This is a genomic window from Rheinheimera tilapiae (assembly GCF_042432165.1).
In the GTDB taxonomy this organism is placed as follows: Bacteria; Pseudomonadota; Gammaproteobacteria; order Enterobacterales; family Alteromonadaceae; genus Pararheinheimera; species Pararheinheimera tilapiae.
In genome coordinates, this window is the sequence record NZ_JBHLXP010000003.1 from 602,923 (window position 1) to 619,707 (window position 16,785).

The following is a 16,785-nucleotide window of genomic DNA, read 5'->3' on the forward strand; positions in this document are numbered from 1 at the left end:
ATGACAGATTGTATTCAGTTATCGCAGCTTAAACTTAACAATTCCTGAAGACAAATCTGTCCGGACCAGAAGCTAAATTCAGGTGCTGAACTCAGACGCCAAACTCAGCGCGGTAAGCTTTGACCGCATCCAGATGCGCAGCCATTTCTGGTTTGCCTTCGAGGTATTGGATTAAGTCTTTCAGACCAATGATCGACACCACTTTGGTGCCAAAATCACGTTCCACTTCCTGGATGGCCGACAGTTCGCCTTTGCCGCGTTCCTGCCGATCCAACGCGATCAGCACGCCAGCCAGTTCCGCGCCTTGCGCCTGAATGATTTCCATCGATTCACGGATCGCAGTGCCTGCAGTGATCACATCATCCACCAGCATGATGCGGCCTTTGAGGGCAGAACCTACCAACGAGCCACCTTCACCATGCGTTTTAGCTTCTTTGCGGTTAAAGCAGTACGGTACGTCGCGGTTATGGTGTTCCGCTAACGCGACGGCTGTGGTCGTCGCGATCGGGATACCTTTATACGCCGGGCCAAACAACACGTCGAAGTCAATGCCAGCATCCATCAGCGCCGCAGCATAAAAGCGGCCCAGTTTCGCCAGATCGCCGCCGGTATTAAACAAACCGGCGTTAAAGAAATACGGGCTGGTACGGCCGGATTTCAGCGTAAATGAACCAAATTTCAGCACCTGACGCGACAGGGCAAATTCAATAAATTCTTGTTGAAAAGCTTTCATCGGAAGACCTTTTAGACAGATTCGTTATGCCAATACACGTTTTTGTTCGTCGACGATTTCGCGGATCGCGTCTTTCGCCAGCGCCAGCATCGCCTGCATTTCTTCGAAGCTAAATGGCTCAGCTTCGGCAGTACCCTGAATTTCAATCAGTTTGCCGGTTTCGGTCATCACCACGTTCATGTCGGTTTCAGCGGCTGAATCTTCGACATATTCCAGGTCAGCGACAGGTTCGCCTTTGTAGATGCCGACAGACACCGCAGCAACCATGTATTTTAATGGGTTGGTTTTAATCATGCCTTTAGCACGCATAAAGTTCAGCGCGTCACATAAAGCCACGCAAGCGCCGGTGATGGCTGCTGTGCGGGTGCCGCCGTCGGCCTGGATCACGTCACAGTCGAAAGTGATGGTGTTTTCACCGAGTAATTTTAAATCCACCGCTGCGCGCAGGGCGCGACCGATTAAACGTTGGATTTCCATAGTGCGGCCAGCTTGTTTGCCACGGGCGGCCTCACGGTCGTTGCGGGTATGGGTTGAACGCGGCAGCATGCCGTATTCCGCCGTGATCCAGCCTTTGCCCTGGCCTTTCATAAAACGTGGCACGCCTTCTTCGACCGACGCGGTGCACAGCACTTTGGTGTTACCAAACTCGACCAAAACCGAACCTTCGGCGTGGGCAGTAAATTGACGGGTGAAACTGATAGGACGGATCTGACTGGCTGTTCTGCCGCTTGGACGCATGGGAAACCTCGGTGGCCGGTGAATTGGCGAAAAAAGATGGCGGCATTATAGGGCTTTCACCATCATCCTGCCATCTATTCGCCTAAAGGCATTGTTCTGGGTATACTCGGAATTTCCGCTATTCCAGATGTATAAAAGGATAATCGCATGATCCACAGCATGACCGCTTTTGCCCGCCACGAAGTTAAAGCCACCTGGGGCAACGCCGTGTGGGAGATCCGCTCCGTTAACCAAAGATATCTCGAGAGTTATTTTCGGTTACCTGAGCAATTCCGTGGCCTGGAAAGCCTGTTGCGCGACAAACTGCGCCAGAGCCTGCAACGCGGCAAAGTGGAAGTGAATCTGCGTTATAACGCTGCGCAGCAAAGCGGCGACTTAAAAATCAACGAAGCCTTTGCCGGCCAGTTGATCAAAGCGGCGCAGGCGTTATCTGCGCAGTGCCCGCAAGCCCAGCTGAATATCGCCGACATCTTGCGCTGGCCTGGCGTGATGGAAACACAAGAAGAAGACATGGACTCGGTGCAGGCCGAACTGCTGGCCGGTTTTGATATCGCGATGAAAGACTTCCTCGCTGGCCGTGGCCGCGAAGGCGTTGCGATTGAACAACTCATCCGCGACCGCCTCGACCAAATCACCACCCACGTCGCCAACTTACGCGTGCATCTGCCGCAAGCACTGCAATGGCAACGCGACAAAATGCTGACCCGCTTACAGGAAATCAAAGCCGAGATGGACCAAAACCGCCTCGAGCAGGAAATGGCCTTTCTGGCACAAAAATCCGACGTCGCCGAAGAACTCGACCGCCTCGACGCCCACATCAAAGAAACCCGTCACCACCTGAAACAAGGCGGCGCCATCGGCCGACGCCTTGACTTTATGATGCAGGAATTTAACCGCGAATCGAATACGTTATCGTCAAAAGCGATTTCGACTGAGATCACCAATACTGCGGTGGAATTGAAAGTGTTGATTGAGCAGATGCGGGAACAGATCCAGAACGTGGAGTGATTGAGCAGGAGGTAATTCGCTGAATGAGTTACCTCCAAAACAGGCTATAGAAAGTCGTTGCTCGTAGCCAGATGTGTTGCTGCATCATTATCTAAGCGTTTGTTATTTAATCACTTGCTGCCAGTTGGCGTCGGCATAAACTTTGGCGGCATATGCGGTTGTTTCCGGGCTCATCATCTCTTCACTGATGCCACGTTCACGGCGCTTTTGTTGCCAGGCCGCCTGATATGCAGGCGACATCGGATCTTGCCCACGGCGGCGGATCCGCGCATCTTCGATGCTGTCGTACAGATGGTCGTAACACTCGGGGAATAGCTTCAGATGCAGCGCATCGATGCGCTGTTGCCGCGCGGCCTTCAGCTCATTGGCGGCCATGCTTTGTAGGAGCGCTAACACTGCTGTGGCTTTGTCTGCAGCGAGCTCCTCAGTGAATAAATCGGTCAGCGCAGAGCTCACCGCTGTTGGCAACGCGCCATCAGTAGCAACGCTTTCACTGATCCCGCGCGCCAACTGATCATATTCGTTTTCCATGCCGGAGTTTTGCTGACAACCGGTATTGAGCACGTCAGCGTGATAAAGCAGATAACTGATTTCACAAGGTAATAACGCGCTGTCTGTAATGGCTTGTTGCTGGCGCGCCTCAAATTCTCTTAACTTCGTTTTTGACATTCATGCTCCGTGTTTGATGTATCAAATGCCTTTCCTACCCTTGTTGATTAGCAAGGTTCTGACTTTGTAGATCCGAACTAAAAACTGAAGGTTGGGCCTCCTTGCCCGGTATTCGTCCTGTCGCGTCCTGGCGAACCAACATCGGCCGTTTTCCTACTGCCGGTCCCTGCTGGCACATCCTCGTTCCCTGTGCCGGCAATGCGTCCTGCACTGCTTGTTGTTTCTCCATTCCCTCAGAGCATTTCCCTCGACCATCATGCTAACAGCGTAAATTTTCGCCGCCAGAGCTGTGTTTTTACTCATGTATGATTTGGCTACAGCACTTGCCGGCCACACCCACAGCAGCCGCAGCAATGTTGCCTGACCGTACAGCGGGAATAGCCTAAATTCGTCAAGACTATCAATGAATTACAGAAGGAACAGTGAGATATCTCAGCCACTGGCTAGCGCCTGGCCAAAGCACTTTGATGTATGGTTGTGATAGCCGTCGCTTTAGGCGCTTTCTGCAGCGAATGTTGCCGCTACTGCAGCAAAATCAGCACTACATTGCGCAATCAGCTCGAATGCCTTGGCGACTAGCTGCTGGGCGTCAGGATGTTGCGGATCATGCTTTAACAATTTTTCGATAGCGGCAATCTCATTGGAAAAAGCACTTGCGCCCATCATTGCCGATGAGCCTTTTAAAGAATGCAACTCACGGCTGAATGTGACCATATCATCGGCGGCCGCCAGTGTTTGCAGCCGGTTTGGTAATTCATCCAACTGTTGCATGAAACGAGGCAGAAGTTTCAGATACATACTCTGATTGCCGCCCATGCGCGCAATTGCATCCTGTAAGCAAATTGCATCTTGTGTGTGAGGCGCCACGCGCTCTTCGCTGCTCATGGCTGGCGATGGGTCGACCTTTGCTACGGTTTGATTGTTGGCAACATCACACTGTCCTGTGTACTGGCAGATGATCTGGATCAGATGCTGTGCATCAAATGGTTTGCCTATGTGATCGTTCATGCCTGCGCGAAGACAAGCGTCGCGGTCTGATGCCATCGCATTGGCTGTCATCGCTATAATGGGTAAAGTGCTGAGTTTTAATTCTGCCCGGATCTTTTGCGTGGCCGTGATGCCATCCATTACCGGCATTTGTAAATCCATTAAAATCAAATCGACATGGCTGGATTGTTCAGGCCGTGAATGTTGGATTAAATATTCAATTGCTTCTTGGCCGTTATTTGCCACCGATACTTTCGCACCTTCAGCCTCTAACACTTCCACAGCGATCTGTTGATTAATAATATTATCTTCAGCCAACAATATATGTAAGCCGGTCAATCTCGCAGCTGTATGTTCCTGCGTTTCTAATCGTTGATTTAATTTAAATGTTTCAATCTGACTAGCAGATAACCGCGGAATATCAATTGAGAAACTAAACACACTGCCAAAGCCGACCTGACTTTGCAGTGATAAAGTGCCCCCCATCAGCTCTACCAGATTTTTACTAATGGCCAGGCCTAATCCAGTGCCACCAAAGCGTCGAGTGATATCCCCTTCAGCCTGAGTAAAGCCACTGAATATTTTTTTCTGATTCTCTGGGGCTATACCAATCCCGGAATCCTTGATTGTAAAGGTAATATTAACCTTATCTTCAGTGATTACATTTTGCTGAACAGATATCACTACAGAACCCTGCTCAGTAAATTTAATCGCATTGCCGCCCAAATTAATTAATATTTGCTGCAGCCTTAATGGATCACCAAACAAGTATCTAGGTACATCATTGCCTATATCAAAAAGCAACACGACTGGTTTAGCACCAATATAAGTAGACAAAATATCTGAAATATCCGCAACCAAACTATCCAGATTAAAGTCAATTAAGTACAGTTCCATTTTGCCGGCTTCGGCTTTTGATAAATCAAGAATATCGTTCAGGATGCTGAGTAATAACCTTGCCGCAGAAGAGGTTTTGTCGGCGTAGTCCGCTTGTTTTGGTTTTAAACCCGTTCTCTTCAACAGCGACAACATCCCCAGGATCGCATTCATTGGCGTGCGTAATTCATGGCTCATATTGGCAAGGAACTGGCTTTTCGCCAGATTGGCCGCTTCTGCTTTTTGCACTGCGAGTTTTAAATCGATTTCACGTTGTTGTAACTTAAAACTGAAATCTTCCGTCTGCGCCAGCAATTGATGGGTGCGCACATTGGTTTGGCGGAAAATGTCGGCGGCGCTGGCTAACCGGCCTATCTCATCAGATCGTTCTGCTTCTGGAATTTCCGACACATGTTCACCACTGGCCAACTGACTAAAGGTGGTCGTGATTGATTGCAACGGTCTACGAATATTACGACTAATCTGCAGGGCAATGGCGATAGCAAAAATGGTCCCGAGCAGAGAACTCACAACCGCGATCTTTTGTAGATAACTGATTTGCTGATCTGTAGTGACGATTAACTCTTCCAGCCTCGCCAGATACTCAATACGCAGGCTATCAGAGAGCACGCTAATTTCGGCGGTTTCACCGGCCAGTACAACGTTAATCAAAAATGAGTAACTTCGGTCTGCTTGGACTGCTTGGTTAAAAATATTTTTCGCTTGTTCTAGTTTATTTTCAATACGGAGAATAATTTCTTTGTTTTCATTGCCGCCAGGTAGAGATTGAATTGTTTTTAACCTGTCTTGCGCCTCACGAATGCTGGATAAAACCTTACTTTTTACCGACGATTCGTGTTTATTAAAATACCGCGTAGATAAAACACTAAAATTTGTCACATCAGTTTTTATCAACCATAAAGCATCAGCTGCAACTGCTCTACCGTTCTTGTTATTCGAAATAAAAAACTCATTTACCAAACTATCAAGCTCAGTGTAAACACTATTCAGCTGACCATAAATAATTTCAGTGCGCGATTGCTGCTGCGATTGTAAATTTTCTATTTCTTCCTCGAGCCCCACCACCAACGCTAACATTTTATTGATTTGATCTGGTACAGCTTCGTTATAACCTGCGCTTTCACTAACAACTCTGTTTATCTCAGCAATGATTAACCGATGATTCCCTTTTATTTCATCGATATTATTTACTCTATCTGCGCGGCTAAAAGTCAAAATATGCCGTTGCAGATCTGAAATTTCTTTATCTACGGTAGCTATGGCGCGAGCCAAGGTACTGGCCTGTTGATAGGTATCAAAATAATGATGAAACTTTTTCAAGCCAGACAGATGCAATCCTGTCACAACCAATAGAATCAGCATCAATAGAGAAAAGCCAACAACAATACTTTGGATAATGCCAAGCTGGATAAATTTTGGAGCGAATTTTGTCATGCCAGTAGAAACTCGTACCAGCGATCTAATGAATATTCATAGTTCTCCATGACACTATTCCACACCCGCACATGACTAAATCGATTGACATAAGAGCCACCGGTTCTGATATCGCCTGCTGGCACTGAAATGCGCCCATCCGTACCTTTCAGCGCTATCTGAGTCGGTTTACCGTCATACCAATAATCCCATTCATTGGCGGATAACAACGGGCGGGAACGCTCGGGATTGGAGATGTAGTAGCCCTGCCGGGCAATAAAGGCGCCAGCCCAACCACTCAACCACCAATTCATATAGTCATATGCCGCATCTTTCACCGCCCCCTGGCACTCACGCGACATACACATCACGCCATGCCAGGCCCGATAGCCTTCTTTTGGCGCGGCATAAGTGACCGGGACCCCTAACCCATTTGCGCTGGAAACGCCTGGTGAAAACATGCTTTGAATGGCAACACGCTTGCTGGTCATAAAGTCGACGGATTGCGGCACTGAGTTCCAAAAACCGGCAAAATGTTTTTGTTTCTTAAATTTCATCAAAATGGCAAACAATTGATCAATTTCCGCAATGGTCATATTGCTGATGTCGGCAAATTTCATCAGTCCGTTCGCTTCTGCAGCGAGGGCTAAATCAAAAATACCAATGGTTGGCGCGTTCACGACAGCGACTTTGCCATGCCATTTTGGGTCGAGTAACCAGCCCCAGCTTTCAGTTTGATAGGGCACACCTTTTGGGATCACGTCGGTGTTATAGCCAAATGAATCGACATTATGGACATAGGGTAAAAAGCTGATATTGCCGGTGAATTCACTGCCCAGGCTGCCATCGGCTTGGACGTTGAGAATTTTGTATGGCGCGTCTCCCGCACCGATGGGTGCTTCAGGTGTGATGCGGCCTTTTTTCGAGATGTCGTTGATTTCTTTCCAATAAGTCAGGCGGTCTGTTTTGATCGGTTGGATGGCGTTGGCTTGCCATAAGGTGCGGATACTGTCTGTCCACTGCTCGAATAGGTCAAATTGATGCGGATAGGTTGTCGCTTTTTGTACCAGTTCCGCTTCACCTTTGGTTTCAAACTCCAAATGGATGCCCAAATCGGCCATGGCTTTTTGTCTTATTTCTTCTTGTAAGGTGACGTGTGTGCCTAACACCCGCAAAGTCGTTTTTGTTTTTGCAAACACGTATGGCGCTTTGGCAGCTGCCAAACCTACGCCCGCCAGCGTAAGACTTTGCGTTAAGAATCGACGACGTGTTGAATTAAAACTATCCATAGAAACCAACCACCTGAGCAAGCCTGTAGGCCGAGTATAGTTAATGTTTCAACACTTTCCATTGGCCCCAAAGCAGCAGATAATGAAATGAAATCCGTGAATAGTTGTTTAAATACAGATATTTAATCAACACAACCGCCTTCACCACAGTCCCTGAAGTTTTAACAGAAGCTGCTAACCAGCAATAGCGGACACCGGTATTAAAGGTGAAATTCGCTGTGCTCATTGCACCCTACGATAAAACAGCCGGCTCGTAGGGTGGGTAGAGCGAAGTGAAACCCACCGGGTGTTGCACACCGGTATCAACGGTGCAATTCGCTGCGCTTATTGCACCCTACGATAATCTAGCTGGCTCGTAGGGTGGGTAGAGCGAAGCGAAACCCACCGGTTGTCGCACACCGGTTGTCACACACCGGGTGTCGCACACCGGGCGTCGCACTGCGAATATTTGGTACTTTTAAGCTAAGTGCATACAGGCAACAACCCGGCATCTTCAAGGATGCCGGCTATTTCCGGCGTAGCCATCGATGTCGTAATATCGGGGGTTAGAATTGAAGTGGCCGATAATCGGTGACCATTCGATTTGGTAAACCCCGCCGCAGCCTTCGTGGATAAACGGCTCGCTGGCAAACCTTTCCGACTTCCAACTAATTCGGCTGCCAAACCGCAGATAATAATGATGCGACCTATCGCTATCGCGGTAACTGTAAGCAGGATAAGGCGTGATCTGTGTGCTGGCGCATTCTAAACAGCGCGCCGGACGGTTTGGCTGCGTCCGGATGAATAGCAACAATTCAATGTGCTGTTTCATCACTATCAGTTCTGCGACTTGCTGCGCCGTTTTTTGCCCGATCCGTTGCCACCAGGGTTTTTGTTGCAACCTGACAATAGCCTGCTCGCTCTGCCAATAACGCTTCTGCAAAGACGACACCGGCTCAGAGAAATTCTCCACCCCCGCCAGCCGCTGACAGTCCTGACAAAACCCCAAACACTGCGGTATCGGTACGTCTAGTTCAACCATCAGGTCGGCATTGGGCGAGCACGCACCGCCAGCACGCGGAGCCAACGCCGACAATGGTACACCGCGATAACGATAAAATTTCGGCGCGTGGAACACCGGTAAATGCGTGATCTGCTCACAAGATTGGCACAGCAGATAAGCCGAAGGACAGTTACCCATAACGGACAAATTCGAAATGATGTACTGACATCAGACACCCCAGCTGCATGAATATGCCCGTCATCCTTGAAGATGCGGGGGATAAGTTGAAATAAAAACGGAAGGATGGGCATCCTTGCCCGGTATTCGTCCTGCAACGTCCTGTTGAACCAACATCGGCAGTTTTCCTGCTGCCGGTCCTTACTGGCACATCCTCGTTCCCTGTGCCGGCCATGCATCCTGCACGGCTTGTTGTCGCTCGCATCCCTCAGAGCATTTCCCTCGACCATCATGCTAACAGCGTAAATTTTCACCGCCAGAGCTGTGTTTTTACTCATGTATGATTTGGCTACAGCACTTGCCGGCCACAACCACCGCAACCGCGGTAATTGTCATTGACCGTAAAGCGGGAACAGCTTAGATTCGGCAGGACTATCAATGTATTACAGAAGGAACTGTGAGATGTCTGAGCCTGTGGCGAGCGCCTTGCCTTATAGCTTTGAAGTACTGATGCGCTATCGCCTGATTGAAATCATCGCGTTATGGGAAGGGCGGCTGACGACTAATCACCTGTGCCAAAGCTTTCAAATCAAACGCCAGCAAGCCTCCAAAGATATCAATAAATACAATCAGGACATCGCCCCCGGCAACCTGGTACTGGACCGTAAACTCAAAGGCTACCGCCCCTCTGCGACTTTTAAACCGGTGTTTACCCGCGGCATCGCCGAAGAGTACCTGCTGGCGCTGGCCAGCAATCGCGACATCTCACACAACTTCAGTACGCTGGATTTAGGCTTTCATCAGACCGAAATGCTGCATTCGCCGATGCGCCATGTCGACCCGCAGATCTTACGGGCATTAGTGCAAGCGGCCCGCACCGGTGAAAAAATTGATATGGGTTATGTATCGATGACGTCGCCCGACGAAGAGAGCCGCATCATCACGCCGCACTCGCTGGTGTGCACCCCGCTGCGCTGGCACGTGCGCGCCTACTGCGAGAAAAACCGCGACTACCGCGATTTTGTGTTAAGCCGCTTTCGCTCCATCAATGATACCGGCGGCCCCAGCGCGAACCTGAAAGATCAGGACCGCCGCTGGAATACCGAAGTCAGCATTGTGCTGCGGCCAGATCCGCGCCTGACCGACTACCAACGCGCCATCGTCGAACACGACTACGGCATGGTAGATGGCGCGCATACCGTACGCACCCGCTCCGCCTTAGTGCCTTATGTGATCCAACAATTAAACCTCGACCTGAGCAAACTGGAAATCAAACCAGAGGCGCAGCAAATCGTGGTGGATAACTTAGAAGAAGTGAAGAAGCACGCGTTTTAGGGCGATGTGTCTGCTTTGCAGACATGACAAAAACCACAGTATTGGTCGGCAAGCAGCAGCGTTCTAGAATCAACACAAAATGAAACACCCGACCTGGGAGTTGCGATGAAACCTTTGCTGTTAAAAACGCTGCTGAAACCGTTGTTGCCGCTCAGCCTGCTGCTGGTATTGAGCCCGCTGCCAGCCATGGCTGATGGGCAAGCCAATAAACATCTGGCCAGCAAAACCTATGATGCCAAAGGCAAGTTGCTGCAAAAAACCGACGACAAAGGCCGGCATTACAATGCCAAAGGCCAGTACCAGGGCAAAACAACCCGCGACGGTAAACACTATGACGCCAAGGGCAAACTCACCGGCAAAACCGTCACAGCACCCAACGGCAGCAAAAGCTATGACGCCAAAGGCAAGTTGCTGCAAAAAACCAACGAGCACGGCCGTATTTACGACGCCAAAGGCAGCTATCAAGGCAAAGTGAAACCGGTCAGCCCGGTAAAAAACGAAAAGCGCGATGCTAAAGGCAAGTTGGTTGAAGTGAAGAAGACTGATGATCCAGGCCTTTGATGACATTGCCGCAGCAGAGCAAGCCTGCATCGAAAGCCACTTGCCGCCAGATCAGTACTCTTGCTCGACCAATTCGGCTTACCGCCCCAAGGTTTGACTTTTCGCCAGAATTAATACCAATCCCATGATGAGATTTTCCAGCTTATGACAGGCTTTGACTTCGTCCAGCACCGCGTTGGTCACTTGGGAAATAAAGGTAGGTGAAACCTAGATGCTATATACATCTTCAAAATGGGCCTGAATGTCGCGAGTCAACATGCCACGGGTATACTACGAGACAATGCGCTCATCAAAGCCACCCACCTGTTTTTCACCTTTTTCAACAGTTGAGGTTCAAAGCTGCCATTGCGGTCACGTGGAGTTTCAATATCAATGTCACAATGAATGCTACGAACCGTTTTATGGCTTTTTCATTACGGAAGTTGCCTGTATTTTTACCGGCTCCACCATGTTTGACATAACCAAGATGTTGTTCCATCTCGGTTTCAAGCGCACGTTCGGCAAGCTTCTTGGTGCTCTGCTTGGGCAGACCTTGCCCACCGAGCAAGTCTTCAGGGTATTTGTAGTCAGCAAACAACTGGTCGACAACTGGCATTCTTATGTCATTGCAAATACATTGATAGAATGCCACTCACAGAGATTATTTTACACTCTGCTAGTCAACCGCTTTATTGTAACTCACAGCGTGACCAGAAGCTAAAACTGGCAAATCATTAAGAAATGTCTAATTTAAGTGCAATTAGGGGAATTCCAGATCAAAGAAATATTAGGTGAAGCCTTCTATAGACGTACAAAATCACGGATAATCAATTAAAAACAAGAAAGTAAATTACTTAGGTCTAAAAAATTGACTTATAGCACCGAATAATTAACTGTACAAAAACACAGCAAAACCTTGATTTATTGAGATATTTCTAATGTTGAGAAACAATACGTTAACCTATGTAACATTATTCAGCTCTGCTGGTATCGGATGTTATGGCTTTAAGAAGCAAGGATTTAAATGCGTTGCCACTAATGAATTAAGATCTGAAAGACTAGAAATTCAGAAAAAAAACAAAATTTGCGATTTGGAGTCTGGATATGTTCTTGGTGATATTTCTAACTTAGACGTCAAAAGCAAGATTTATTCTGAAATTGATAAATGGAAAACTCGTGGAAATGACAAAGTTGATGTCCTCTTCGCGACTCCACCATGTCAGGGCATAAGTGTCATAAATCATAAAAAAAATGAACATGACATAAAAAGAAATAGTCTTGTTGTTGACTCTATTGAGATTGTTAAAACAATTCAGCCAAGAGTATTTATTTTTGAAAATGTAATGGCTTTTCAGAAAACACTGTGCACAACAAATGAAGGGAAAAATATCCCTATCGGCCAGTACATAAATAAAGCCCTTGGCGATGATTATGTTATTACAGGTCGGATTCTCAACCTAATGAACTACGGCTCAAATTCTTCTAGAACTAGAACTTTAGTTATTGGGGTGCATAAATCTTATAGAAATAGCGTTACTCCTTATGACCTTTTCCCTGAATTCCAAACTGAGAAAAATCTGCGCGAGGTAATTTTTGACTTTTCGCCTTTAGAGTGGGGAGAGATCAGTTCTAATGATTTCTATCATGCCTTTCGAACTTACGATATAAGAATGCGCTCTTGGATTTCTGGGCTTAAAGCCGGAGAGTCTGCATTTGATAACAAAGAAATTGAAAACAGACCTCATAAAGTTATTGATGGAAAAATAGTCCAGAATGTCAAAAAGACAAGAGACAAGTATACAAGACAACATTGGGATAAGTTTATTCATTGTATACATACTAGAAACGACCAGCTTGCTGCTCAAAATACAATACATCCAGTAGAAGATCGCGTCTATAGCATTCGAGAGCTGATGGAAATGATGACTATTCCAAATTGCTTTAAATGGTTTGATGCAGATCTGAGTGAATTAAATATATTGTCTCTCAATGATAAAAAGTTGCTGTATAAGAAAAGTGAGTTAAACATAAGACGATGCATTGGAGAAGCTGTTCCAACTGAAGTTATTAGAAATATCGCAAAAAAAATTGAGCGCTTTCTTTTGCAGAAGAATTTATCTCCCGCAGAAGTAAACAAAGTAATATATGATTATAAACTTTCACAAAGAAATGAACTCAAATCATTTTTGATTTCAAACCCACTTAATCTAGACGTTTCAATCCTGATGCGAATTACCGAATTGTGCAATGCAAAAAGAGAAGAAAACGCTGCATTTTACACAAACAAATTCATTGTTAATCAGATAATCTGCGGACTTCCTACTTTTAGCAAGGAGAAAATCCGAATTTTAGAACCATCAGTTGGCGCTGGAAGTTTTGTACCATTTTTAATAAAGAGATATGAAAATGTCGCACATGTGACTATTGACTTAGTTGACATTGATTATGACAGTGTAGAAACACTAAAAATAATACTTACCAAAATAAATATACCGAAAAATTTTGAAATAAACATTATTTGCGGTGATTTTTTGTTAATTGATATAGGACATTACTACGACTTAATAGTTGGCAATCCACCATTTTCTAAAGTGATATCGTCCGCCGGGGAGAAAGAAAAATACACAGAACAGTTCGACAATAAAGAAACGAATAACTTGTCTGTTATGTTCCTTGAAAAATGTATGAAACATGCTTCAAGTGTTTGCTTGGTCTTAAATAAAACAATCCTAAGCAATGGCGAATTCAAAAAAACCCGTGACATTCTAAAAAAGGTCAATATTGAACAAATAATTGATTTTGGACGGTATGGCTTTACTGGAGTTTCTATTGAAACTATAGCTATGTTTATAAATCCAACAAAAGCACCAAAAGACACGCATATATATAACATGAAGCTCAACACACATTATATACAAAAACAAGAGTACATTACTGATAGCAAGCTTCCATCTTTCATTATTTATCGTGATAATGAATTTGACAAAGTAGCTAATAAGATGGAGTTCGGTATTTTCGATGTCTTTAGAGACAGGCAGATTACGAAATCTTTGACACAAGCTGAGCCATTCTCGGACTCGATTTGGGTAATAAAAGCAAAAAACATAGTTGACACTGGCGGTAAGGCAGAAAAAATCGAGAGTTATGACCAATATATCCCGCTAAAAGTCGCGAAAGGCCTAGCCGCATTTAAATACGTTAATAATAATTCTGTCTACTTAACACCTAACATGACTTACAATCCTAGAGTGATGGAGAATATTGAAAATGCCATACCGGATGGTTCGACTGCCGTACTCATACCAAAGTCTAGTTTCAAATTAAGCCAGAGACAGATATCTTATTTCTCAACGGATGAATATAGGACATTTTACAGAATTGCTAGAAATCTATCTACACAATCGATAAATGTAGATAAAACTAGCGTATTTTTTTACGGAAGATTAAAAGATGACGCCGAATTTACTTGCTAAATACATAGCCAGGCATAGCTATGACATTCGTAGAAGCAAAAATGGTAGATGGATCGACCAAAAATGTGCTTTCGATAACCTTTGTTTTGTATCTGATTGTATAGTTGAATACCTTAGAAATGGTGGTGCACAACCATTCTCCTCTCCAGATATATGGAAGTCTCAATACGCTGTAAACAACGTACAAGCATGGTTTGGGAAGCCAGACCCTCTCCAAAAAAGTACTATGGATGAATACAATAAGTTTTATAGACAACCTAAAAAGCTGTTAGCTGCGGCCGGTGTACTTGAAGAAAGAAAAATTGGCGGAAAGATAGAGTTCAGAGTAGCTAACATAGATATCCTTGAATATATAGCACAACGTGAAAGGAACTCCTTTGACTTTCTATGCCAATATATAGAAAAAACGCTACTTGATAGCGGACTCTCGGACAGTTTTGAATCATTTTTTGATATGCAAGATAAAGATCACTTACAAATTGCAAAGAAAAAATTTGTTCAATTCTGTATAGATAACACTCCCATCAATACAGAAATTGAAGCAAACAGAATTTTTATAAAAGTCCTTAATCCATTAGCTTGCAAGTATCACAAAAAGGGGATTGTGAAGGGCAGAGTATCCACCGACATGATTACTTTCGACAAAATAGTATATAACCAGCCTAATTGGAGAGATATTCGGGCTGGGAAAAACAAGAATGTTTCTAGGGGAGACTATGACCCCACTGAGAAAAATAAAACACTTCACAAATACAAAGTATCTAGAGCATCTAAAAACTTGCGCAGGTTTAATGATAATTTTAATAATAAAAAATCAGAAGTGTTGGACAAATACTCTGTTGGAAGAGAAGCGACACATATGCATCACATATTCCCGCAAAGTCAATTTCCGGAAATAGCTGACTCAATAGAAAATTTAATCGCCCTTACTACAGCTCAACATATGCAATGCGCTCACCCTGACGGAAACACGCAGGTAGTAGACAAGGATTATCAATATATCTGCTTAATTAACAAAGTGGAATCAATAAGAAAGAATACCATTAATAATCAAGGAGAGCCTATCATTTACGACTTCAAAGAGTTCATGAGCATATTGGACATAGGCTTTAAAACGAGCTATTTCTGTAATTTGAAGGAAGATGATTTTGAGTCTATTTTGAAAGGAATCGAGGTACAGTTCAGTTAAATTCAAACCGACACTGTCAAAAATAATTAAATTATGTGAATTAGTCTCGACTTGTTCTGACGCATTGCCTAGAAAAGGTGAGAGTTACCAGTTTTGATTGTGGGTGTCGAATCCTTAACCAAAACAAAAGGTAACTCTTCATATTTTCCCCCAAAATAAATACAATGACATTGATGAGATTTCCAATAAACTGGAGCCAATGGAGATCTCAAAATGAAAAAACGCTACACCGAAGAACAAATCATCAAAGCCATCAAGCAGCATGAATCCGGTTCTAAAGTCGAAGATCTTTGCCGCGAGATGGGCATATCTGTCGGCACCTTCTACAACTGGCGCAGCAAATACGCTGGCCTTGAAGTGAACGAAGCCAAGCGACTGAAGGAGCTTGAGACAGAGAACAACAGGCTCAAAAAGATGCTGGCCGACAAGATGCTAGAAGTTGAAGATATGAAGGATGTGCTGTCAAAAAAGTGGTGACGCCAGCGGCAAGGAAACCTGTTGCTCAACATCTGATGGCAGCATTTCGCCTGAGTGAACGGGTAGCCTGCAAGTTGGCGGGATTGAGCCGAACTGCACTGCGGTATCAGCCAAAAACGAATGCAGATAGCAGCTCACGGCAACGCTTAAAGGCGCTTGCCGCGCTATGTCCGCGTTACGGTTATCTGATGTTGCATGGACTGCTTCGCGGCGAAGGGATGGTCAAAAATCGCAAACATACCTATCGTCTTTATACCGAAGAAGGCTTGTAGGTTCGAACCAAGAAACGAAAAAAGCTGACTCGGCCACGCCAGCCTATGGAAGTGCCAACAGCAGTGAATCAGCGCTGGTCGATGGACTTTGTTTCTGAACAACTCAGTAATGGCAGGCGCTTTCGGGTATTGAATGTGGTGGATGACTATTCGCGGGAAATGGTTGGGCAACTGGTTTCGGTTTCTATCAGCAGCAGACAAGTCGCCAGATTTTTGAGTTTGCTGATTGAGCAACGTGGCAAACCTAACAAAGTGATTTGCGATAACGGCACTGAATTTACCAGCAAGGCAATGTTCTTCTGGTGCAAAGAAACTGGCGTGAGTCTGGGCGTTATTCAGCCAGGGAAACCAACACAAAACGCCTTTGTTGAAAGCTTAAATGGCAAGTTCAGAAACGAATGTCTGAACCAACACTGGTTCAGAACGATGGACGAAGCCAGATACGAAATCGATTTATGGCGCGAACATTACAATACGATTCGCCCACATAGTTCATTGAATTAAATGTCGCCTGTTGAGTATGCAAAACAGGCCGCATAAGCTGGAAAATCTCATCACGGGATTGGTATTAATTCCGGGGAAAGGTCAGGGGACCGTCAATGGGAA

General features: G+C 45.5%; 11 protein-coding genes and 2 pseudogenes. 6 read left to right on the plus strand and 7 right to left on the minus strand.

What is annotated here, in order from left to right:
* Positions 1–91 precede the first annotated feature (91 nt).
* Both pyrE and rph read right to left on the minus strand, forming a co-directional pair.
* The gene (gene pyrE / locus ACFFJP_RS13620) at positions 92–733 is read right to left on the minus strand and encodes an orotate phosphoribosyltransferase (RefSeq protein ID WP_377244953.1); all 642 of its coding nucleotides are present in this window, start codon (positions 731–733) and stop codon (positions 92–94) included.
* A 24-nt stretch (positions 734–757) separates the two neighbouring features.
* Complete coding sequence (rph, locus tag ACFFJP_RS13625; protein ID WP_208932869.1) at positions 758–1,471, minus strand: ribonuclease PH; 714 nt, start codon at positions 1,469–1,471, stop codon at positions 758–760.
* A 147-nt stretch (positions 1,472–1,618) separates the two neighbouring features.
* Here rph and ACFFJP_RS13630 point away from each other — a divergent pair, with 147 nt between their 5' ends.
* Positions 1,619–2,479: a YicC/YloC family endoribonuclease gene (locus ACFFJP_RS13630; RefSeq protein WP_377244956.1), complete on the plus strand. Its 861-nt coding sequence runs from the start codon at positions 1,619–1,621 to the stop codon at positions 2,477–2,479.
* Positions 2,480–2,581: 102 nt separating this feature from the next.
* On the opposite strand, the gene ACFFJP_RS13635 is transcribed toward ACFFJP_RS13630, so the two are convergent.
* The 4 genes from ACFFJP_RS13635 to ACFFJP_RS13650 form a co-directional block, all read right to left on the minus strand.
* Positions 2,582–3,148 (minus strand): hypothetical protein, encoded by a 567-nt coding sequence (locus ACFFJP_RS13635; protein WP_377244959.1) that lies wholly within the window; start codon positions 3,146–3,148, stop codon positions 2,582–2,584.
* Positions 3,149–3,640: 492 nt separating this feature from the next.
* Positions 3,641–6,466, minus strand: coding sequence for an ATP-binding protein (locus ACFFJP_RS13640; RefSeq protein ID WP_377244962.1), 2,826 nt, complete (start codon positions 6,464–6,466; stop codon positions 3,641–3,643).
* On the minus strand, positions 6,463–7,734 hold the full coding sequence (locus tag ACFFJP_RS13645; RefSeq protein ID WP_377244965.1) for an ABC transporter substrate-binding protein: 1,272 nt from the start codon (positions 7,732–7,734) through the stop codon (positions 6,463–6,465). The genes ACFFJP_RS13640 and ACFFJP_RS13645 overlap by 4 nt, the downstream gene beginning before the upstream one ends.
* Before the next feature lie 493 nt (positions 7,735–8,227).
* Positions 8,228–8,914 carry a hypothetical protein gene (locus ACFFJP_RS13650; RefSeq protein WP_377244968.1) on the minus strand — a complete coding sequence of 229 codons (687 nt, stop codon included), beginning with the start codon at positions 8,912–8,914 and terminating at the stop codon, positions 8,228–8,230.
* 441 nt (positions 8,915–9,355) lie between these two features.
* Here ACFFJP_RS13650 and ACFFJP_RS13655 point away from each other — a divergent pair, with 441 nt between their 5' ends.
* Together ACFFJP_RS13655 and ACFFJP_RS13660 are read left to right on the plus strand one after the other, a co-directional pair.
* The gene (locus tag ACFFJP_RS13655) at positions 9,356–10,228 is read left to right on the plus strand and encodes a BrxR family helix-turn-helix transcriptional regulator (RefSeq protein ID WP_377244971.1); all 873 of its coding nucleotides are present in this window, start codon (positions 9,356–9,358) and stop codon (positions 10,226–10,228) included.
* Between the two features lie 105 nt (positions 10,229–10,333).
* The gene (locus tag ACFFJP_RS13660) at positions 10,334–10,789 is read left to right on the plus strand and encodes a hypothetical protein (RefSeq protein WP_377244974.1); all 456 of its coding nucleotides are present in this window, start codon (positions 10,334–10,336) and stop codon (positions 10,787–10,789) included.
* A gap of 210 nt (positions 10,790–10,999) precedes the next feature.
* On the opposite strand, the pseudogene ACFFJP_RS13665 reads toward ACFFJP_RS13660, so the two are convergent.
* A pseudogene (locus ACFFJP_RS13665) lies at positions 11,000–11,384 on the minus strand (transposase); the annotation flags it as partial.
* A 322-nt stretch (positions 11,385–11,706) separates the two neighbouring features.
* Here ACFFJP_RS13665 and ACFFJP_RS13670 point away from each other — a divergent pair.
* The 3 genes and pseudogenes from ACFFJP_RS13670 (at position 11,707) to ACFFJP_RS13680 (ending at position 16,683) form a co-directional block, all read left to right on the plus strand.
* Positions 11,707–14,241 carry a DNA cytosine methyltransferase gene (locus ACFFJP_RS13670; RefSeq protein ID WP_377244977.1) on the plus strand — a complete coding sequence of 845 codons (2,535 nt, stop codon included), beginning with the start codon at positions 11,707–11,709 and terminating at the stop codon, positions 14,239–14,241.
* Positions 14,219–15,430, plus strand: a complete 1,212-nt coding sequence (locus ACFFJP_RS13675) for a hypothetical protein (RefSeq protein WP_377244980.1) — start codon at positions 14,219–14,221, stop codon at positions 15,428–15,430. The genes ACFFJP_RS13670 and ACFFJP_RS13675 overlap by 23 nt, the downstream gene beginning before the upstream one ends.
* A gap of 213 nt (positions 15,431–15,643) precedes the next feature.
* Positions 15,644–16,683, plus strand: a pseudogene (locus ACFFJP_RS13680) (IS3 family transposase).
* The last annotated feature ends 102 nt before the right edge of the window (positions 16,684–16,785 follow it).